Annotated in this window: 20 protein-coding genes; 10 read left to right on the top strand and 10 right to left on the bottom strand. The window is 68.1% G+C overall.

The window, feature by feature from the left end; genetic code table 11:
• Positions 1 to 63: 63 nt before the first annotated feature.
• The 3 genes from A6A40_RS00255 (at position 64) to A6A40_RS00245 (ending at position 4,187) form a co-directional block, all read left to right on the top strand.
• Positions 64 to 1,218, top strand: a complete 1,155-nt coding sequence (locus A6A40_RS00255; RefSeq protein ID WP_063633483.1) for a porin — start codon at positions 64 to 66, stop codon at positions 1,216 to 1,218.
• A gap of 312 nt (positions 1,219 to 1,530) precedes the next feature.
• Positions 1,531 to 2,631 carry a porin gene (locus A6A40_RS00250; protein WP_063633481.1) on the top strand — a complete coding sequence of 367 codons (1,101 nt, stop codon included), beginning with the start codon at positions 1,531 to 1,533 and terminating at the stop codon, positions 2,629 to 2,631.
• A gap of 461 nt (positions 2,632 to 3,092) precedes the next feature.
• Positions 3,093 to 4,187, top strand: coding sequence for a porin (locus tag A6A40_RS00245; RefSeq protein ID WP_063633479.1), 1,095 nt, complete (start codon positions 3,093 to 3,095; stop codon positions 4,185 to 4,187).
• A gap of 70 nt (positions 4,188 to 4,257) precedes the next feature.
• On the opposite strand, the gene A6A40_RS00240 is transcribed toward A6A40_RS00245, so the two are convergent.
• Positions 4,258 to 4,845, bottom strand: coding sequence for a hypothetical protein (locus A6A40_RS00240; RefSeq protein ID WP_063633476.1), 588 nt, complete (start codon positions 4,843 to 4,845; stop codon positions 4,258 to 4,260).
• Positions 4,846 to 5,016: 171 nt separating this feature from the next.
• Between A6A40_RS00240 and A6A40_RS00235 the strand changes: the two genes are divergently transcribed.
• Entirely contained in the window at positions 5,017 to 5,760 is a 744-nt protein-coding gene (locus A6A40_RS00235; protein ID WP_236783694.1) for a YggS family pyridoxal phosphate-dependent enzyme, read from the top strand.
• 26 nt (positions 5,761 to 5,786) lie between these two features.
• Here the strand turns inward: A6A40_RS00235 and A6A40_RS00230 are convergent, their stop codons facing one another.
• The 3 genes from A6A40_RS00230 to ribA form a co-directional block, all read right to left on the bottom strand.
• The gene (locus A6A40_RS00230; protein ID WP_063633473.1) at positions 5,787 to 6,320 is read right to left on the bottom strand and encodes a L,D-transpeptidase family protein; all 534 of its coding nucleotides are present in this window, start codon (positions 6,318 to 6,320) and stop codon (positions 5,787 to 5,789) included.
• Positions 6,317 to 7,318, bottom strand: coding sequence for a hypothetical protein (locus A6A40_RS00225; protein ID WP_063633471.1), 1,002 nt, complete (start codon positions 7,316 to 7,318; stop codon positions 6,317 to 6,319). Before A6A40_RS00225 ends, A6A40_RS00230 begins: the two co-directional genes overlap by 4 nt.
• Before the next feature lie 216 nt (positions 7,319 to 7,534).
• Positions 7,535 to 8,791, bottom strand: a complete 1,257-nt coding sequence (ribA, locus tag A6A40_RS00220; protein WP_236783693.1) for a GTP cyclohydrolase II — start codon at positions 8,789 to 8,791, stop codon at positions 7,535 to 7,537.
• Positions 8,792 to 8,979: 188 nt separating this feature from the next.
• On the opposite strand from ribA, the gene A6A40_RS00215 reads away from it, so the two are divergent.
• Both A6A40_RS00215 and A6A40_RS00210 read left to right on the top strand, forming a co-directional pair.
• Positions 8,980 to 9,507, top strand: a complete 528-nt coding sequence (locus tag A6A40_RS00215; protein WP_063633468.1) for a hypothetical protein — start codon at positions 8,980 to 8,982, stop codon at positions 9,505 to 9,507.
• A 130-nt stretch (positions 9,508 to 9,637) separates the two neighbouring features.
• Entirely contained in the window at positions 9,638 to 10,351 is a 714-nt protein-coding gene (locus A6A40_RS00210) for a response regulator transcription factor (RefSeq protein ID WP_063633467.1), read from the top strand.
• A gap of 29 nt (positions 10,352 to 10,380) precedes the next feature.
• Here A6A40_RS00210 and A6A40_RS00205 read toward each other — a convergent pair whose 3' ends face one another.
• Positions 10,381 to 11,136 (bottom strand): hypothetical protein, encoded by a 756-nt coding sequence (locus A6A40_RS00205; RefSeq protein ID WP_063633466.1) that lies wholly within the window; start codon positions 11,134 to 11,136, stop codon positions 10,381 to 10,383.
• A gap of 261 nt (positions 11,137 to 11,397) precedes the next feature.
• On the opposite strand from A6A40_RS00205, the gene A6A40_RS00200 reads away from it, so the two are divergent.
• The 3 genes from A6A40_RS00200 to A6A40_RS00190 all read left to right on the top strand — a co-directional run bounded on the left by A6A40_RS00200 (position 11,398) and on the right by A6A40_RS00190 (position 13,930).
• Entirely contained in the window at positions 11,398 to 12,285 is an 888-nt protein-coding gene (locus tag A6A40_RS00200) for an MBL fold metallo-hydrolase (protein WP_063636043.1), read from the top strand.
• A gap of 203 nt (positions 12,286 to 12,488) precedes the next feature.
• On the top strand, positions 12,489 to 13,310 hold the full coding sequence (locus A6A40_RS00195) for a YcbK family protein (RefSeq protein ID WP_236783692.1): 822 nt from the start codon (positions 12,489 to 12,491) through the stop codon (positions 13,308 to 13,310).
• A gap of 38 nt (positions 13,311 to 13,348) precedes the next feature.
• A complete protein-coding gene (locus A6A40_RS00190; protein ID WP_063633462.1) occupies positions 13,349 to 13,930 on the top strand; it encodes a histidine phosphatase family protein in 582 nt (193 codons plus the stop codon).
• Between the two features lie 48 nt (positions 13,931 to 13,978).
• Here the strand turns inward: A6A40_RS00190 and xth are convergent, their stop codons facing one another.
• Both xth and A6A40_RS00180 read right to left on the bottom strand, forming a co-directional pair.
• Positions 13,979 to 14,773: an exodeoxyribonuclease III gene (xth, locus tag A6A40_RS00185; protein ID WP_063633460.1), complete on the bottom strand. Its 795-nt coding sequence runs from the start codon at positions 14,771 to 14,773 to the stop codon at positions 13,979 to 13,981.
• A gap of 10 nt (positions 14,774 to 14,783) precedes the next feature.
• Positions 14,784 to 15,467 (bottom strand): fumarylacetoacetate hydrolase family protein, encoded by a 684-nt coding sequence (locus A6A40_RS00180; protein WP_063633458.1) that lies wholly within the window; start codon positions 15,465 to 15,467, stop codon positions 14,784 to 14,786.
• A gap of 566 nt (positions 15,468 to 16,033) precedes the next feature.
• On the opposite strand from A6A40_RS00180, the gene A6A40_RS00175 reads away from it, so the two are divergent.
• A complete protein-coding gene (locus tag A6A40_RS00175; RefSeq protein WP_236783691.1) occupies positions 16,034 to 16,432 on the top strand; it encodes a MarR family winged helix-turn-helix transcriptional regulator in 399 nt (132 codons plus the stop codon).
• A gap of 113 nt (positions 16,433 to 16,545) precedes the next feature.
• On the opposite strand, the gene A6A40_RS00170 is transcribed toward A6A40_RS00175, so the two are convergent.
• From A6A40_RS00170 to A6A40_RS00160, 3 genes are all read right to left on the bottom strand, one after another.
• Positions 16,546 to 17,385, bottom strand: coding sequence for an ABC transporter ATP-binding protein (locus A6A40_RS00170; protein ID WP_236783690.1), 840 nt, complete (start codon positions 17,383 to 17,385; stop codon positions 16,546 to 16,548).
• 5 nt (positions 17,386 to 17,390) lie between these two features.
• Positions 17,391 to 18,422 (bottom strand): FecCD family ABC transporter permease, encoded by a 1,032-nt coding sequence (locus A6A40_RS00165; protein ID WP_063633454.1) that lies wholly within the window; start codon positions 18,420 to 18,422, stop codon positions 17,391 to 17,393.
• Positions 18,423 to 18,525: 103 nt separating this feature from the next.
• Complete coding sequence (locus A6A40_RS00160; protein WP_199275879.1) at positions 18,526 to 19,674, bottom strand: ABC transporter substrate-binding protein; 1,149 nt, start codon at positions 19,672 to 19,674, stop codon at positions 18,526 to 18,528.
• Between the last annotated feature and the right edge of the window lie 16 nt (positions 19,675 to 19,690).

Genomic DNA, 19,690 nt, shown 5'->3' with positions numbered 1-19,690 from the left:
GAAAGTCTCAGCCAGGACGTCAACCAGGCTGAAACATCTGCTGCCAGGATGGAGGCAACAATCATGAACCGTTATCTGCTGGCCGGCGCTGCCGCCGCCGCTCTCGCTCTCGGCGCTGGCGCCGCCAACGCCCAGGCCAAGTTCGATGTCAAGATCGGCGGCGACGCCTACTTCGAAGCCGGCTACGTCGATCAGGATGTGGACTCCAACCTGCGTTCGACCGAATTCCGGAACCGCATGCGCATCAACATCATCCCGTCCGCCAAGGCCGACAACGGCCTGGAGTACGGTGCCCGCATGCGTCTGCGTGCCAACAGCGGCGGCAGCCGTCAGACCGATGCCGATCGCGCCTACCTCTACGCGCAGGGCACTTTCGGCCAGGTCCGCATGGGCGTGACCAACTCCTTCAACGACGAGACCTATGTCACGGCGTCGATGGATTACCTGAAGCTCGGCGCCTACGACGACATCACCGCCTGGATCAACCTGCCGTCCGCTACGGCCGGTAGCTCCGCGAACATCATCACGGGCAACAGCCTGGTGAACCCGTCGCTCGCCCAGGACGGCAACGCGACGAAGATCGTCTACTTCTCTCCTCGCTTCGCTGGCTTGCAGCTGGGCGCGAGCTACACCCCGCGCAACGACAGCTCCAACACCGACGTTTCCCGCACCAAGCCGTCGGTTACGGGTTCGGTCAACAACAGCAACGGCACCTTCAGCGACCTGGTTGAAATTGGCGCGAACTACAACAACACCTTCGGTGGTGTGACCGTCAAGGCCAGCGCCGGTTATTTCTGGGGTCAGGCCGCCAGCAACGTCGCCGGCTCGAACTACAAGGACCTGAACGCTTGGCAGGCCGGCCTGAACGTCGGTTACGCCGGCTTCACCCTGGGCGGCAGCTACATCGACTATGGCAAGTCGGGCCAGAACGAGCGTACCGGCGTGTTCACCGAGACCACCCGCAACTGGACGGTTGGCGCTCAGTACACCACCGGCCCGATCGTCGTCGGCGCCAACTACAAGAACGGCACGGATGGCGGCGATCTCAGCACCCGCGGGAAGCGCGAGCTCCAGGTCTACGAAATCGGTGTCGGCTACACCGTCGCTCCGGGCCTGACCGTGCAGGCTCAGTACGACTACTTCGACCTGAACAACGACGCTTCGGCGGCGGACGACAAGGGCAACGTCGTTCTGCTCCGCTCGATCCTGGCGTTCTAATCGGTCTTCCGATCGGACGTCCGGCAACGGACAAGAAGGGCGGTGGCTTCGGCCACCGCCTTTTTTCTTGCGCATTTTCCGGGCAAGCCGCCCAAATTCAAGGCCGTGAATTTGCCAATAATTCAGCACGCTGCATTTTCTTATATATTACAACGGGTTAGCTGTGTGCTTTTGTTGCAACTGTGTTGCGGGCAGATAGATGCGCTGCAGTTTGCCTCTTGCCGGCGGAAACAGCGCGCGGTTAAGTCATAACCACAAAGACAACCGCGCGCTCCCGGTCTTACGGGGCGTACGCACAAGGATGGACAATCCATGAAGCGCTCTCTCGTCATCGGCTGCGCCGCCGTTGCCCTCGCCGCCGGCTGCGGCACCGCCTCGGCCCAGTCCAAGTTCGACATCCTGCTGGGCGGCGACGCCTTCTTCCAGGGCGCCTACGTCGACCAGGACAACGACAACGGCCTGCGCAAGACCGAGTTCGCCAACCGCTTCCGCCTGACCGTCACGCCGACCGCCAAGGCCGACAACGGCCTGGAATACGGCGCCCGCCTGCGCCTGCGCGCCGCCGGCACCACCAGCAGCGGCAACAACCGCAACACCGACGCCGACCGTGCCTACATGTTCGTAAACGGCACCTTCGGTTCGGTTCAGGCCGGTGTGACCAACGGTCCGTCGGACAACACCGGCGTGATCGGCCCGAACGTCGACGGCATCTCGGGTAGCCCCGACGGCTTCTACGCCAACTACTACGGCGTTACCGCGCTGCCGTACGTGACCGGTGCGCTGCGCACGCTCGAATCGGGTGACGCCAGCACCAAGATCGTTTACTCGACCCCCAGCTTCTCGGGTTTCCAGCTGTCCGCGGCCTATACGCCGACCTACGGCAGCAGCAACACCGACGTGAACCGCCGCAAGACGGGCGCGCTGAGCCCCGCCTACAAGGACATGGGCGAAATCCAGGCCTATTATAAGGGTGCCTTCAGCGGCGTTGGCCTGGAAGGCAGCGTTGCCTATCAGTTCGCCGAAGCCCGCAGCGGCCTGGAAGATCTGTCGTCGGTCCATGCCGGTGCGACCATCACCTACGGCGCTTTCGCCATCGGCGGCAGCTATGCCTTCAGCGGCGACAGCGGCTACGCCAAGGGCACGACCGGCATTGACGACCAGCAGGTCTGGTTGGTCGGCGCCCAGTACACCGTGGGTCCGGTCATCCTGGCCGCCACCTACACCGATGCCAAGGGCATCGACAACCTCGGGCTTGGCGTCAACACCCGCGCCCACATCTATCAGGCCGGCGTGACCTACGCCGTGGCTCCGGGCCTGACCACGGGTCTGGAATACAGCTTCGTCGACAACAAGGTCGCCGGACGCGACAACGATGCCAACATCGTTCTGTGGGATACCCGCTTCTCCTTCTAAGGGACGGGTTTCCTGGCAGCAAACGTGAAGGCGGCGGAGCAATCCGCCGCCTCTTTTTTTGGTCCGCTCCGGCGGACTTTTTCATGTGCACCGCCTCGACGATCGGGCTCCGCAACAGGGCGGCAGTCCATCAAGGCAGAGCTTCCAGCTCCCTGAATTGTTTCCAAACTTTCCAACACGACCTCCGCCTGTATCCAAGTTGACTACCTCGTTCTGGTGATGCTTCAGCGATATTCGATGAAGTTATTATTTGAATTGGTACGGTTTTTTATCATCAAAATCGACATGATCCGGGATTCCGTGCTTTTCGAGCAACTGTAGACTGGATGCAAAGACTGCCTGTCTCTTCACCGCTTGCCGGTCCGATGGATGCAGGATTAAGTCATGGGATACACAGACACCGCTGACACCCCGCGATCGTACTCAGGACCGCCGGGATGCATGCACCAAGGATGACATCCATGAAGCGCTCTCTCGTGATCGGCTGCGCCGCTGTCGCCCTCGCCGCCGGGTGCGGCACCGCCTCGGCCCAGTCCAAATTCGACATCCTGCTGGGCGGCGACGCCTTCTTCCAGGGCGCCTATGTCGATCAGGACACCGACACCGGCCTGCGTCAGACCGAGTTCGCCAACCGCTTCCGCCTGACCATCACGCCGACGGCCAAGGCCGACAACGGCCTGGAATACGGCGCCCGCCTGCGCCTGCGCGCTGCCGGCACCACCAGCAGCGGCAACAATCGCAGCACCGACAGCGACCGCGCGTTCATGTTCGTGAATGGCAGTTTCGGCACGATCCAGGCCGGCGTGATCAATGGCCTGTCGGACGAATACGGCATCATCGGCCCGAACGTCGAAGGCATCGAAGGATCGCCGGACGCCCAGTACCTGAACTATTACGTCAATGCCAATGGCGCCCCCTATGTGCTGGGCAACCTGCGCACGCTGGAGTCGGGCGACGCCAGTTCCAAGATCGTCTACCTGTCGCCGAGCTTCTCCGGTTTCCAGGTCGGTGCCGCCTACACGCCGACCTATGGCAGCAGCAACACCGACGTGAACCGCGTCAAGAACAGCACCGCCTACCGCGACATGGCCGAAATCCAGGCCAGCTACAAGGGCGAGTTCAGCGGCTTCGGTGTGGAGGCGAGCGCCGCCTACCAGTTCGCCAAGGCGGCCAGCGGGCTTGAGGATCTCTCCTCTGTCCATGTCGGCGCCAATGTGTCCTATGCCGGGTTCAAGGTCGGCGGCAGCTACGCCTTCAGCGGCGACAGCGGTTATGCCACCGGCACCCGCGGGGTGGACGACCAGCAGGTTTGGATCGTCGGCGTCAACTACACCATGGGTCCGGTCATCCTGGCCGCCAACTACACCGACGCCCAGGGCATCGACAGCAACTTCACCGGCCTGAATTCCCGCGCCCATGTCTGGCAGGCCGGCGTGACCTACACCGTCGCTCCGGGCCTGACCACGGGCCTGGAATACAGTTATCTCGACAACAAGGTCGGCGGCGTGAACAACGACGCCAACATCGTCCTGTGGGACACCCGCTTCGCTTTCTGAACGGCGGGTTCCGGACCGGACATGGAAAAGGCGGCGGAGCGATCCGCCGCCTGTTCGTCTCTCAGGCCGCTCACTTCTTCGGAGCGGTTTTGGGTGCGTCCGGTTTGGCGTTCTTGTCCGCGGTCTCGCACATCATGAACAGCACCGACGACTCCAGCGGCGTCCAGACCAGCAGATAGCGTGACTTCTCTCGGTCCGCCAGGAAGGCGATCGTCTCGGGATCGGTCACGGCCTTGGGACGGATCTCGCCCAGCAGGTAGCCGATGCGGCCATAGTTGGTCATCGTGCCCTGGAAGATGAAGTCGAGCCGCTCCTGGTCGTCCTTGGCGACCTCCCAGCCGAACTGCTCCTGGCGCAAGCAACGGCGGCCGTATTCGTCCAGGATCTTGTCCATATAGCTGCGGTAGGATCCATCATCGGTCAGCGGATAGGCCGGCTCGCTGAAGCGCACCTTGGTCATCGGCGACCCCTCCATGAGCTTGGCCTTCCCCTGCTTTCCGGCAGGCTTTGCCGGGGCCGCAGCCTTCGGAGCCGACTTAGCGGGTTCTTCGGCGCGGACGGGTGTGGCGGCGATCAGGCCCGCGCCCAGCGCTGCCGGCAAGGCGGCCGCGGCGGCAAGCAGGCTGGCGGAGAGCAGGGAACGAAACGGACTCCGCATGCGGAGGTCTCCTCGATGTGCAGACGATGACGATGCCGGTGCCCCCATCAATTGCGCCCCCCGTCCAAGTGCGTTGGGTTGGGAGCGTTGGGGCGCTTGCGTTTCCGCGGACCGTCCGCTAACACGCCGCGGAAGCGCTGTACACCCGCAGCGACCGGATTGGGGGCGGCCATGACGACGACGCAGGGCACTGGCAAGGATACGCAAACCGGCGGCGGAACAGGCGGTTCCGCGGTTGCGGACTGTGTGACGGGCCGTCTCGACTCGGTGCGTCGCGCCATCGCGGAAACGGCAGCGGCCTGCGGTCGCGGCGACGGGGCGGTGACGCTGGTCGCGGTGTCGAAGACCCACCCCGCCGAGGCGGTGGAGGAGGCCCTGTCGGTCGGCCAGCGCGTGTTCGGCGAGAACCGCGTGCAGGAGGCCAAGGCCAAGTTCCCGGCGCTGAAGGATCGCTTTCCCGATCTGGAACTGCATCTGATCGGGCCGCTGCAGACCAACAAGGTCAAGGACGCCGTCGCCCTGTTCGACGTGATCCAGACCCTGGACCGCCCCAAGCTGGCGGAAGCCCTGGCCGACGAGATGGCGAAGACCGGCCGCCGCCCGCGCTGCCTCATCGAGGTCAATACCGGCGAGGAGCCGCAGAAGGCCGGCATCGCCCCGGCCGAAGTCGAAGCCTTCCTCACCGACTGCCGCGACCGTCTGGGACTGCCCGTCACCGGGTTGATGTGCATCCCGCCGGTGGACGAGGAGCCGGCGATGCATTTCGCGCTGCTGGCGGAGATGGCGCGCCGGCTGGGACTGGCCGAGATCAGCATGGGCATGAGCGGCGATTACGAGACGGCCGTGCGTTTCGGCGCCACCCATGTGCGGGTCGGCACGGCGATCTTCGGCGCGCGACCCTATCCCGCGGCGTAAGAGCCCGCACTCCTCGGGCAGGCGCATCAGTCCGCCGGCGCGGTGACGCTCAACGCGCTGCCCGGCCCACAGTCCTTCAGCAGGCGCAGCATATCCTCGGGCGCCAGCGCGACGCAGCCGGCGGTCGGCGCCCGGTCCGGACGGATCAGGTGCAGGAACACGGCGCTGCCCAGACCCGGCACCACCGGATCGTCGTTGTGGCCCATCACCACCACGATGTCGTAGACATGGTCATCCCGCCACATCGCCTCGTGGCTCGCGGGATAGGGGCGCATGACCGGACGGTTGTAAGCGGGATCCTCCGGCGAGTCGCACCAGCCGTCATTCTCGGCAATGGCACCGAGCGGCAGGCCGGTTTCCGGCGGCGGCAGCCGGTCGGCGCGCCAGAGGATGCGGCGCAGCGCGAAGCGGCCCACAGGAGTGGCGCCATCGCCCTCCCGCTTGTCGCAGCGCACGCCGCCACGGCCGAGCACACAAGGAACTTCGCCGCCGGGCCAGCGCAGACGGCCGGTGGTCGCCTCTGGACCGCCGTCAGCGGTCACGGTGATCTCGATGCTCATCCCGATACCCGCGTGGTGCTGGCGGCATCCTGGGCCGCTTTGCGCGACCGCTCGTACTTCGCCAGATTGCGCATCATCGTTTCCGACAGCATGTCCGGCGGAACCGGCGCCGACGCGGCGGCGGCATCGCCCGGTGCGGCGTTGGCCGGCTGCACCGCGGCCGGCTGGTCGGGCGCCCCAGAATTGCCGTTGGCGGGAGCGGCACCGGCGGCGCGCGCGGCGGCCATGACCGATCCGGGGAGCGGCGCGGCATTGCGGGGCACATTGTGCTTGGCAAGAGCGGAACTGGCGAGCGGCGTATCGCGCGCCGGCATCTTGCTGGGGTGCGGCACCGCGCCGCCGCCCGCCAGCTGCGCCGCCAGGGCTGGCGAGCCCTCGGCCACAGGAGCGGCGGCGGGAGCAGATGCCGTTGCAGGAGCGGAGAGCCTGACCGGCTGACCGGTCGCTGCGGGGGAGTTCGTCGCGGCCCCCTCCGAAGGAGCCGCCGGTCTGGCCGCCGCCAACGCCGCGGCGAGACCGCCAGCGGACGGTACTGCCCCTGCAGCCCTGGGCGCATCCTTGGGAAACGGTTCCGCGGGGGAGCCGGCTTTCACCGCCTCCCCCGAGGCGTCCGCGACGGCCGTGGGGGTGGCGGGATGGTCACCGTCCCCAAAGCCGAACGAGGCCATGACCGTGTCCCCGACATCCTTGCCCGTCGATTGTTCGATCACCGCGTTGGCGATGGACGCCATCCCGCCGATGACGCCGCCATACAGGATGCCGCCCATGATCCGCATGGACGGCTGGATGGTGTCGCCGGTGATCTCGCGATAGACGGTGCTGACGATCGGGATGTGCTGCAGCGGATTGATGATGTCCAGGAAGTCCCAGAAGGACATGTCGCCCTGGATTTCGACCGGCCCGCCATTGTGGCCGCCATCGATGACCGGCGACGCCTTTTCGCGCGGCGCCGGACGGGTGACGGCGCTGCTGTCGATGGTGGTGGCGTCGATGGCCATGGGCGGTCTCCCGGCTCGGTGGTCATCACAGAGTACAGCAATCCTCGTGCCAACCAGTTCTGCCCCGTCCGGGCCGGAATCCCGCGATTCGGGAGGTTCGAGGCGGTCCGCACCCGGAATCCGATTCCCAGTGGCGGGGACAGCGGCGGATGGCGGCAAGATCTGCCGGGTCGGCGGGGAGATCATGCCCCGCCGTCCCGGTTCAGGACATACGCCTCAGAACATGTGGCCGCTGCGTTCCGCCTTGGTGCGCAGATAGCCTTCATTGTGGCCGTTGGCGGGGAAGATGTGGGCCACCCGCTCCACCACCGCGATGCCACAGCGGGCAAGCTGGTGCAGCTTCTCCGGATTGTTGGTCATCAGCCGCACGGCGGAGAAGCCCAGCTGGCGCAGCATCTCCGCCGCCGGCAGATAGACCCGCTCGTCCGCTTCGAATCCCAGGATCTCGTTGGCGTCGACGGTGTCGAAACCGCGGTCCTGGATGCGGTAGGCGCGCAGCTTGTTGACCAGCCCGATGCCGCGCCCCTCCTGCGCCAGATACAGCAGAACGCCGCTGCCTTGCCGGGCGATTTCGGCGATGGCGCCGCGCAGCTGGTCGCCGCAATCGCAACGCAGGGAGCCAAGCAGGTCGCCGGTGAAGCATTCGGAATGCAGGCGGGCCAGCACAGGCTGGTCCGGATCGGGATCGCCGATGACGATGGCCAGATGCTCGGGTCCGCCGTCGGCCGGGCGGAAGGCGTAGATGCGCGTGTTCTCCGACCCCACCAGCGGCACCCGCGCGTCGGCGACGCGGCGGAGCGTGCGCACCACATGGACGCGGTAATCGGTGACGTCCGATGCCCGCACCAGCAGCAGGTCGTTTTCCGCAGCCCAATCCGCGGCACCGATGCCGGCCGCCGGGCCGGAGGACGGCAGGTCGGCGGTGATGGCGGCGGGAAGCAGACGCGCCAGACGGGCGAGATCGACGGCCGTGGCCTCGCGGCTGCCGGGACTGGCTTGCGTCGCGGTGAGGCCGGCGGGGAGCGCGCCCTGTGCCTGCGGATGCTGTTCGGGATCGGCCAGCGCGTGGGCCTGGTCGGCGCTCAGCCCGCCCGGCCGGTCGAGCGCCATGGCGCCGAAGCTCTCGGTGGAGGAGCCCGGCGCCTGATCGCCGGCGATGTCGCTCACCGGCCGCGCCGCATCGGCGCCGGCAAGGCCCAGCACCACCGCGCGGCGGCGGGTGACCACCAGCCGCGGCGTGCCGCCGGTCAGCGCCTTCAGCCGTTCCACGGCATCGAGCGCCACCGACTCCACCGACACCGCCGCGCCGACGGTGCCGTCGGCTGTCTCGATCGCCACGACCTCCCCACGGCGCAGCGCGGCCAGCGCCCGGTCGACGGCGCGCACGGCAGCCTCGTCGATGGGCGCCGGGGAGGCTGCCGGTGCGGACAGGGTGGCCGTCATGGTGGTGTCGGTCGGGTGTTCGGCTTGCATCGTCAGCGGCTTTGCGTAGCGGGCGCGCCGGTTTCGGCGCAAGTACGGGACATGGTGCGTTCGGCGGGCGAAGCAAAGCGCAGGTGGCGCGCCCCTGTCCAGCGATTCCCGCGCGCCACACCGTTGCCGAAGGCGCAACGATCCCGCTAGCCTGCCCTGACCGTCCCCATATCCAGAGCCCGCGCACCGTGACGATCCAGCCCCTGCCGCCTCAACAGCCGCCCGCCGCCCTCCATGCGGTGATGCCGGCCGAGCTTCCCGCAGATGCCTATGGCCGCCGGATGATCGAGGCGCTGCGCGCCGCCGGGGCGGGCATGACGGTTCACGCCCTGCCCGGCCCGTATCCGCAGGTCGATCCGTCGGCGATCCTGGCGGCCGACATCGCTCTGGCCCGGCTGCCCGATGGCGCGCGGGTCCTACTGGACGGCAATGCCCTGTTCAATCTGGCCGCCAGCCTGCCGGCCGACGACCGCCGCCTGCGCTTCGTCGCGCTGGTCGACCGGCTGCACTGGGCCGATCCGGCTCTGACCGCCGACGAAGCCGCGGTTCACCGCAATCTGGAACAGGGCGCGCTGTCCCTGATGCGCCGGATCGTGGTGCCGGATGAGGAAACCGCCGCCGCGGTGGAAGCGCTGGGGGTACAGCCGGACCGCGTGTTGCGTGCCGCCGCGGACGGCGGCGGGGCGGTGCTGATGACGGTGCTGGCCGCGCTGTAGGGGCTTGTACGGTGGCGCCCTGCCCAGCCCACAAGCCACCACGACAATCCACCGCCGCCATGCTACTAAGGCGCGGCCGCGGCCTTGCCGCCCGGCGCCGCCCGCTTCCCGCTTTCGTGCCGCACGCCCCATGACCCCTGCAAAGCGCATCCTCCTCGTTGATGACGACGCCGCCCTGCGCCGGTCGCTGGCGGAGCAGCTGCGGCTGCTGGAGGAGTTCGAGACCGAGGAGTCCGGCGACGGTGCCGGGGCATTGGCCGCGGTCCGGGCCGGAGCAGAGGCAGGAGCGACGGGAGCCGGCTTTTCCGCCATCCTGCTCGACGTCGGGCTGCCTGACATGGACGGTCGCGACGTCTGCAAGCTGTTGCGGCGCGAGGGCGTGCGCTGCCCCATCATCATGCTGACCGCCTCGGCCGGTGATGCCGACACCATCCTGGGGCTGGAATCGGGCGCCAACGACTATGTGACCAAGCCTTTCCGCCTGGGGGTGCTGATCGCCCGGCTGCGCGCCCAGCTGCGCCAGTTCGAGCAGACGGAGGACGCCGTCTTCGCCATCGGGCCCTACAGCTTCCGCCCTGGCTCCAAGCTGCTGCTGGATGAGACCGCCAACAGGAAGATCCGTCTGACCGAGAAGGAAACGGCGATCCTGAAATACCTGTACCGGGCCGGCGATCTGGTGGTGGGACGCGAGACCCTGTTGGGAGAGGTCTGGGGCTACAACGCCGCGGTCACCACCCACACGCTGGAGACCCATGTCTACCGCCTGCGCCAGAAGATCGAGGCCGATCCGTCCAACGCCCGCATCCTGGTGACGGAACCCGGCGGCTACCGGCTGGTTCCGTAGGGAGCGAACCGCGCTCGGCCGCTCGCGGTTCAGCGCCGCCCATAGGGGGCCAGCCCCCGCCGGCTTCCCCGTTCGGCGATGGTGACCTCGCCGGCGAAGCCCAGCCAGCGCTGGCGCTCGCCCGACGGATGCCGGCCCAGCCGCGCGGCACCCAGACCGATGGCGGACGGACCGCCCCACAGGCCGCGGCCGCGCGGCACCACCGGCAGCAGCCGCAGCTTGCGCCCGACGATCGCCATCCGGCGGCGCCAGTGGCTGACGTCATGCGGCGACACGCCGACCCGGCGTGCGATCTCGCGGTCGGACAGCAGGGCGCTGCCGGGGTCCTGCAGCAGGTCCAGCACGGCGCGCCGCTTGTCGGTGTCGGCGTGGCGGGAGTGCTTGCGCTCCAGCGCCTTGCCCATGTCCCACAGCTTTTCAGCCGTCTCGCGTGCCAGGGTGCGCCAGCGGTCGGCCTCCTCGCGCTGGCGGTCGGCATCGCCCGACACCTTGTCGAGCTGGCGGCGCAAGGTGGCTAGCTCCAGTTCCAGATCCTTCACCTGCCGGCGCAAGCCGCGGACAAGTTCGTCCGGCGGCGGCGGGGCCGGCGCACCGGCGGGCTCGGCGGCGGGAGGCGGTTCCGCGGCCGGGGGAGGCACCGGCGTTCGTGCCCGCTCCGCAAGGTCGCGGAAGGACAGGCCGGCGCGCGACAGCATGATCCGGGCGGCGCGCAGCGCGGACAGCGCCTCGCCCTGATGCTCCGACTCGGCCATGGCGAGGACTTTGGCGAGCTTGTCAGGATCCATCCGCGTCGGGTTCCGCCGGAGCCGGTCCCCACCCGCGCGGGGACCCTGGTAGGTCATGCCGCGCAATGCGCGACGAGCCCCAACCTACCACATCTTATGGGTTTGGACAGGTGCCCTTCGTGGGTCGGCGACTCGCGGCGCACCCTTTCGAAAGGCGCGCCACCATCCACCATCCCGCCCGGAAGGGGAAGCCCCGGACGAGAGGCCGGAGTAAGAGATTTGCTAGACTTGGGCCGGCGGGACCGCCACCATGGCGCCGTCATGACCGTCCGTAATACGATCGATTCCGTTCCCCAGCCCGCTCTGGAAGAGGCCGGCGGCACCTCCCCCTTCACCGTCCGCTTCTGGGGCGTGCGCGGCAGCATCGCGTCGCCCGGGCCGACAACCATCCGCTATGGCGGCAATACCGCCTGCATCGAGGTCCGGTGCGGCGGCGCCCACATCGTGTTCGACTGCGGCACCGGCATCCGCCCGCTCGGCGAGTCGCTGGCGCGGAGCGGCGGGCCGGTGGACATCGACCTGCTGCTGACCCACAGCCATCTCGACCATATCTGCGGACTGCCCTTCTTCGCCCCCGCCTTCGATCCGGGCAGCCGGCTGCGGCTGTGGGCCGGGCATCTGCCGCCGGACCGTCCCTTCCGCACCGTGCTGTCGGACATGATGACCGCGCCGCTGTTCCCGGTGCCGGTGGAGATCTTCCGCGCCGATTGCCGGTACCGCGACTTCCAGGCCGGCCAGACGCTGGAACCGGCGCCGGGTGTGGTGGTGCGCACTTGCCCGCTGAACCATCCCGACGGCGCCACCGGATATCGGGTGGAACATGGCGGCCGCAGCCTGTGCGTCCTGACCGACACCGAGCACCCGGCCGAGGGGCGCGATCCGGTGATCCTCGACCTGCTGCGGGGCGCCGACCTGATGGTTTATGACAGCACCTACACCGACGCCGAATACCCGATGCGAGTCGGTTGGGGCCATTCGACCTGGCAGGAGTGCCTGCGGCTGGCCGAGGCCGCCGGCGTCGGCCGCGCTGTGATCTTCCACCACGACCCGGCCCGCACCGACGACGAGTTGGACGTCATCGCGGCAGAGGCGGAAGCAATGCGCCCCGGATCGCTGGTGGCCCGCGAAGGGATGGAACTGTCCCTATAGACCAACCCTTCCGCCAGGGTTGAACGTTCAAAAACAATTCCCTCACAGCAAAAGACTTGTGCGTGTCGAATGCGCCACAGGTTGCTTTGTCACACTGGTCTCTTGTGACATTCTTGGTATTAGATCGGACCTGCAACCCCGCCACGATTGGGGCGGGCGGGGATCGTTGGGGCGTGCAAAGCTTGGGGGGAAAAGCGATGCGCATGACCGGTCGTGCCTTTGGTGTGCTTGCCGTCCTGACCGCCGCGACGCAGCTGGGCGGCTGCGCCACCGCGCCGCAGCTGGAAAACTCGAAGCTGGACGGCTCCCCGCGCAACGTGGTCCTGCACCACCCCGGCAGCGGCGAGACGGTGTCCGTCACCTACTGGCGTCCCGGCGACGGTTATGACCCGGTGGCGATGCGCGAGATCTCCGTCCTGTTCCGCGACCGCCGCAGCGACGAGATGATCCCGATCGACCCGGCCCTGATCGACATGCTGGTGGAACTGCGCCAGCGCGTGGGCGCGGCGCCCGAGTCGCCGATCCGCATCACCTCGGGCTACCGGTCGAGCGCCACCAACGCCAGCCTTTCCCGCAGCAACCCGAACGTCGCCGAGAACTCCTACCACCTGCGCGGTCAGGCGGCGGACTTTTCCATCCCCGGCATCCCGCCCGCCCGGCTGGCGGAGGAAGCGGCGGCGATGCAGCGTGGCGGCTATGCGATGTACGCCCACACCGGCCATGTCCATGTCGACACCGGCCCTTTCCGCACCTGGGTGCCGAAGACCGGCGAACCGCGCGCTCCGCAGATCCTGGAGGCGCAGGCCCGTGCCCGCGCCAAGGCCCAATCCCAGGCGCTGGCGCAGAAGTCCGGTAACGCTAAGACGCGCGTGCAGGTGGCCGATGCGGGGTCGAAGCCGGTCAAGTCTCCGGCCAAGGCCCCGGTTTCTCCCGGAGCAAAGGCGCCGCCGCCCGATCTGGTGCGCGTCCGCGTCGCCCTGGCCCAGGTGAAGGAAATGCCGGTGCAAAAGGCGGCGAAGCGCTAAACTCCGGACGCCTTCCCGCATCCGCGTCCCGGTGCCTCATGACCACTCTGCTGATCCTCCGCCACGGCCCGACCGCCTGGAACGCCGAAGGGCGAATCCAGGGCAGCATCGACGAGCCGCTGTCCGACGCCGGCCGCGCGCGGGTCGCCCGCTATCGCTTGCCGCCCGAGTCGGCCGGTCTGCGCTGGGTCGCCAGCCCGAAGCGCCGCGCCTGGGAAACCGCGCTGCTGCTCGGCCTCGATCCCACGCCGGAACCGCGGATCGTCGAAATGGATTGGGGCGAGTGGGAAGGCCTGTGCACCGAGGATCTGCGCGCAGATGGCCGCATGCCCGCCCGCCACGACCGGCTGGGCCTGGATTACAAGGCTCCCGGCGGCGAAAGCCCGCGCGAGGTGCAGGCCCGCCTGCGCAGCTGGCTCGCCGACCTTGCCTCCGACGGCCGCGCGACCGGCGCCGTCGCCCACAACGGCATCCTGCGCGCCCTCTATGCGCTCGCCACCGGCTGGGACATGCGCGACGATCCGGCGGAGGAGTTGCGCAACGGTTGCGCCCACCTGTTCCGGCTGGCGGAGGACGGCACCCCGTCAGTGGTTCGGATGAATATCGGGCTGCTGGAGTAGAAGCGGGCGGAAGGGAGGCCGCGGCTGCGGAGCCCCCTTCCCCATCGATCAGACGTTCAGATCGACGATCACCGGCACATGGTCCGACGGCTTCGGTTCCCAGCCGCGGGCGTCACGCAGCACCTTGATGCCCTGGAGCGCGCCTTCCAGCGGCGGAGTCACCCAGATGTGGTCCAGCCGCCGGCCGCGGTTGGAGGCGGCCCAGTCCTTCGCCCGGTAGCTCCACCAGGTGTAGAGCTTCTCCTCCGGCGGCACGAAGCGGCGCATGGCGTCGATCCAGCCGGCCGAGGCCTGCATCGCCGCAAGCCGTTCGACCTCGACCGGCGTGTGGGAGACGACCGACAGCAGTTCCTTGTGGCTCCAGACATCCTGTTCCAGCGGCGCGATGTTCAAGTCGCCGACCAGCACCATCGGACGGTCGGGCGTCCGCTCCGTGCCCAGCCAGCGGGTCATCTCGTCCAGGAACTGGAGCTTGTGGGCGAACTTGTCGTTCACCGCCGGATCGGGGATGTCGCCGCCCGCGGGGATGTAGACGCTGTGCAGCTCGATCCCGCCCGGCAGATGGGCGAGCGCGTGGCGGCAATCCTGCTTGCCGCACCAGTGCTGGACATCGTGCGAAGAGAAGGGCAGGCGCGACAGGATGGCGACGCCGTTGTAGCTCTTCATCCCGTGGATGTGGGCGTGGACATAGCCGCGCTCCGCCAGCGGCGCCAGCGGGAAGTCGGCATCGACCACCTTGGTTTCCTGCAGGCAGATCACGTCCGGCCGCTCCTCCTCAATCAGGCGGAGGAGAAGGTCCAGACGCATGCGGACCGAATTGATGTTCCAGGTCGCGATGCGCATGTCCGGCGGCTCAGGCGATGGTCAGGGTCAGGGTGCCGACGCCTTCGACCGCGCCGGTCAGCACGTCGCCGGCCACCACCGGGCCGACGCCCTCCGGCGTTCCGGTGTAGATCAGGTCGCCCGGCTGCAGTTCGACCAGCCCGGACAGGTAGGAGATCGTCTCCGCCACCGACCAGATCAGGTCGGACAGGTCGCCCTTCTGCCGCAGCTCGCCGTTCACCTGCAGGGTGACGGCACCTTTGTCCGGGTGGCCGATGTCGGCGACAGTGCGGATGGCGGAGCACGGCGCCGACCGGTCGAAGCCCTTGCCCATGTCCCAGGGCTTGCCTTCCTTCTTGGCGGCGTTCTGCAAATCGCGCCGGGTCATGTCGAGCCCGACGGCATAGCCGAACACATGGTCAAGCGCCCGGTCGACCGGGATGTCATGGCCACCGGTCTTGATCGCCACCACCAGCTCGATCTCGTGGTGCAGCTTGGCGGTGCGGGGCGGGTAGGGAATGGTGGCGCCGTCGGCGACGATGGCGTCGGCCGGCTTCATGAAGAAGAAGGGCGGCTCGCGGTCGGGATCGGCGCCCATCTCGCGCGCATGGGCGGCATAGTTGCGGCCGACGCAATAGATGCGGCGCACCGGAAATGGATCGCCGCCCACGACGGGGACGGCCGGCTGGGACCACAGGTGAATGGCGAAGGCCATGACATCGGCTCTCAAGGTTGGAACGCTCCCGAACAGCTAACCCGAAAGCCGGCCACGGACCAAGCGTCCAACCATCCGCCCTGCCCTGCCCGTCCGCCCTGCCCTGCAAGGCGGGGGCGATTTCCCTGTCTGGGATTTTCCTGTCTGGAAAGCACGGCCGGCATGACGATCCCGAGCATGCCGAAACCCGGAAACGAAGACGCCCGGTCTGGGGGGGACCGGGCGTCGGAAGCTCCGATTCGCGGAACCCGCGTGCGGCAGGGGAAACCGCAGGGCGGGCGATCGGCGTCAAATCGGCGTCGACCACTTCTTGACTCTTCAAAATGGAATTTGTACGGGCGCCAACCAATACGCTTCACGCATATCTGGTATGCATACCATATCCACCGCGCAGTTCTTGCTGACAAACGAAAGCCATACCCGCATTTTATCCGTTCATCCGATAATTCATCCAAAATATGGCATCCACGGTGACTGAAAACGAGCGTTCCACCCCCGCCGACCGGCGGTCGCGTCTGCGCCCCGGCAAAAACGGCAAGCTCGCCCTTGGCCCCCTTCCCGAGCTCGTGGGGTATAACCTGCGCAAGGCCCAGGTCGCGCTGTTCCAGAGCTTTCAGAACGCGGTCGCTCCGCACGACATCACGCCCGGCCAGCTCGGCGTGCTGATCATGATCCGCGAGAACGAGGGGCTGTCGCAGTCCGACCTGGGCACGGCGGTCGGCATCGACCGGTCGACCATGGTCGCGGTGATCGACCGCCTCGAGTCGCGTGGCCTCGTCGTCCGCGCTCCCTCGCCCAACGACCGCCGTTCCTATGCCTTGCGCCTGTCGCCCGAAGGCCAGTCGCTGATGGACGACCTGATTCCGCGCGTCCAGGCCCACGACCAGGGCATGGTCAAGGACCTGTCCCCGGAAGAGCAGGCGCAGTTCATCGACTTCCTGCGCCGGGTGTCGCGGGCGAAGTAAGGGGCACCGTCCCTTCCGTTCCAGGCACCGGAAACGACTGACAGCCCGCTCCGCACCGGCAATCGCCGGATGCGGGGCGGGCTTTTCTATTTGGGCCATCCGCCGGACGGCGGTCAGAGCGCGTGATCGACGATGATCTGCAGGCTGCCGCGCGAACAGGTCTCGACCCGCGCCTCGATGTCATAGACCTCGGCCAGCAGACGGGCGGTGATCGCCTCCCGCGGCGTGCCAAAGGCCTGGAGGGCGCCGCCGCGCAGCACGGCGACCTGATCGGCATGGCGGGCCGCCAGCGCGATGTCGTGCATGACCACGATCGTCACCATTCCATGCTCGCGCGTCAGCCGCGCAACCTCCCGCATCACCACGGTCTGGTGGCGCAGATCGAGCGCGCTGGTCGGCTCGTCCAGCATCAGCACCCCCGGACGTCGCGCCACCGCCTGGGCGAGGCCGGCGAGTTGGCGCTGGCCGCCGGACAGGGCCGACAGCTCGCGGTTGGCGAGGTCGGCGATGCCGATCTCGGCAAGCGTGGCGTAGGCCCGCCGAAGCGGGTCGCCCGCCGTTGGAGGGGAAGCCTCCGCGCTCCCACGCGCCGTCCCGGCGCGCGCTCCGGTATCGCGCGCCGGGACGGCGCGCAGAGAACCGACCACCGATTCGAGCACCGACAGGCTGATCGGCGGCGGCAGCGACTGCGGCATGAAGCCCAGCCGTCTCGCCCGTTCCGACCGCGGCAGGCGGAGGAGGTCCTCGCCGTCGAGCCGGACGCTCCCCGTCAAATCGCCCAGCCCGGCCAGACCGCGCAGCAGGGTGGATTTCCCGGCCCCATTCGGTCCGATCAGCGCGGTGAGCGTGCCAGGACGCAAGGCCGGAAGCGTCAGGTCGCGGATGATCGGCGTGCGGCCGTAGCCGAGGGACACCCCTTCGACCACCAGCCCGCTGGACATACCCTGGTCCATGACGATCACCGCCGCTGCCGGAGGATGAGAAGGACGAAGGCGGGCACGCCGACCAGCGCGGTGACGATGCCGACCGGCACGATGATGCCCGGCATGATCGCCTTGCTGGCGACGGACGCCAGCGAGAGCAGCAGCGCGCCGACCATGGCGCTGGTCGGCAGAAGAAACCGCTGATCCTCTCCCACCAGCATGCGGGCGATGTGCGGCCCGACCAGTCCGATGAAGCCGATCGGTCCGACGAAGGCGACGGCGATCGAGGAGATCAGGCTGACCCGGACGAGCGATGCGTAGCGCAGCCGCCGCACATCCACGCCGAAGCTCAACGCCCGATCCTCGCCCAGCCGCAGCACCGTCATGCTCCAGGCCGCCGCCATCGAAAAGGGCATCACCAGCGCGAGGATCGCCGCCAGGATGCCGATCTTCTCCCACGTCGCGCGGGTGACGCTGCCCAGGGTCCAGAAGACCAGCTGCTGGAGCACATCCTCGGGCGCGATCAGCTGCAGCAGGGCGACGAGCGCGTGGCAGCTGAACACCAGCGCGATGCCCAACAGCACCAGCGTCTCCCGCCCGGCCGGCGCCAGCCGCGCCATGGCCTGGAGCAGAAGCATCGATCCGAAGGCGAAGACAAAGGCCAGCGCCGGCACCGCCCAGCTTTCCGGCAGGCCGAACGGCGCCAGATGGAAGACGATGGCCAGCGAGGCGCCGACCGCGGCGGCGGAGGACAGCCCCAGCGTGAAGGGGCTGGCCAGGGGATTGTCGAGGATGGTCTGCATCTCCACCCCCGACAGGCCCAGCACCGCCCCCACCAGCAGGGCCATCACCGCGTAGGGCAGCCGCACCGTCCAGACGATCACCGCCGTGGTCCGCTCGACCTCACCCGGAGCCAGCACGGCCCGCAACAGGTCATGCAGCGTCAGGCCGGACGGACCGGTCACGATGTCGGCGAGTCCCGCCGCCAGCATGGCCAGGGTGAAGACCGCCAGCAGGGTGACGCGCCGGACCACGCGGCACCGGTGCCCGGCAATGGCTGTGTCCATATCCACCGTCGCACTCCCCACGGAACCGGGGGGGCCCTGACGGCGGAGTGACGGATGGCTGGCGACACTCTGGTTGGAAACGGACATGACGGCGGGTTTCGGCTCAGGACTTCGGCGCATCGTCGATCCAGTAGGTGCCGCTCGGCGTGAACGGCAGGAACCGGCTGTAAAGCTCCTGCAGGGTCTGCTGCGGCTTGACGTCGCCGAACGTCTTCGGATGGATCCAGGTCGCCAGCGCCTCGATCGCAACGATGTTGTAGGGCGAATTATAGAATTCATGCCACAGGGCGTGGGCACGCCCCTCGCGGATCGCCCGCAATCCGGCGAATTCCGGACGGGCCAGCACCTTGGCGAAGCTTTTCGCCGCCTCGTCCGCCGTGGCCTGGGCGCCCAGCAGCACGCCGGGATTGCGGCTGCCGGTGGCGACATAGACGTCGGGATCGGCGGTCAGGGCATATTCGACGCTGATGTCGCCGATGGCGCCGGGCACCACGCCGGCGGCGATGTTCCGGCCGCCGACCGCGGCGATCACCTCGCCCATCCCGCCGCTGCCGGTGGTATGGCCCGGCGACTGCCAGGCGCCCGCCAGCAGTTCCAGCATCACCTTCGGCCGCGCGGTGTCCGGCAGGGAGGAGACCGCACCAGTGATGCGCGTCAGATGACGGTTGTAGAAGTCGAGATAGGCGGTCGCTTCGGCCTCGCGCCCCAGCGCCTTGCCGAGCGCGGCGAAGCTCTGGCGAGTGCCGTCGATCGGATGGACGCGGAAGTCCACGAAGACGACCGGCACCCCCGCTTGCGCCAGAACGTCGGCCACCGGGCTGTGCTCGGTCGGGCCATGGCCGGAGATGCTGAAGACGGCAAGGTCGGGCTTCAGCGACAGAATCCGCTCGACACTGACGCTCTGTTCGGAGGTTTCGCCGATCAGCGGAATTTTCGCCGCCTCGGGATATTGCGCGACATAGCCGTCGAAGGTCTTGGCGTCCAGCTTGCGCAGATCGTTCTGCCAGCCGGCGATGCGTTTGAAGGGCGCGTCACGGTCCAGCACCGCCATCGCATAGAACAGCCGCCCCTCCCCCAGCACCACCCGCTCCACATGGTCGGGCACCGTCACATGACGGCCGAGCACATCGACGACTTCGGCGGCACGCCCCGAAGCCGGCGCCATCACGGCCGTGAACAGGGCGGCGGCCAGGGTGACGGCGCCGGCGGCACGCGACGCGGCCATGACGGGATGACGGACGGAGGTAGGCATGGTGACGGACGCTCCA

Source organism: Azospirillum humicireducens, from assembly GCF_001639105.2.
In the GTDB taxonomy this organism is placed as follows: domain Bacteria; phylum Pseudomonadota; class Alphaproteobacteria; order Azospirillales; family Azospirillaceae; genus Azospirillum; species Azospirillum humicireducens.
Note: the sequence above shows the minus strand (reverse complement) of the source record. Positions and strands in the feature narration are given on the sequence as shown.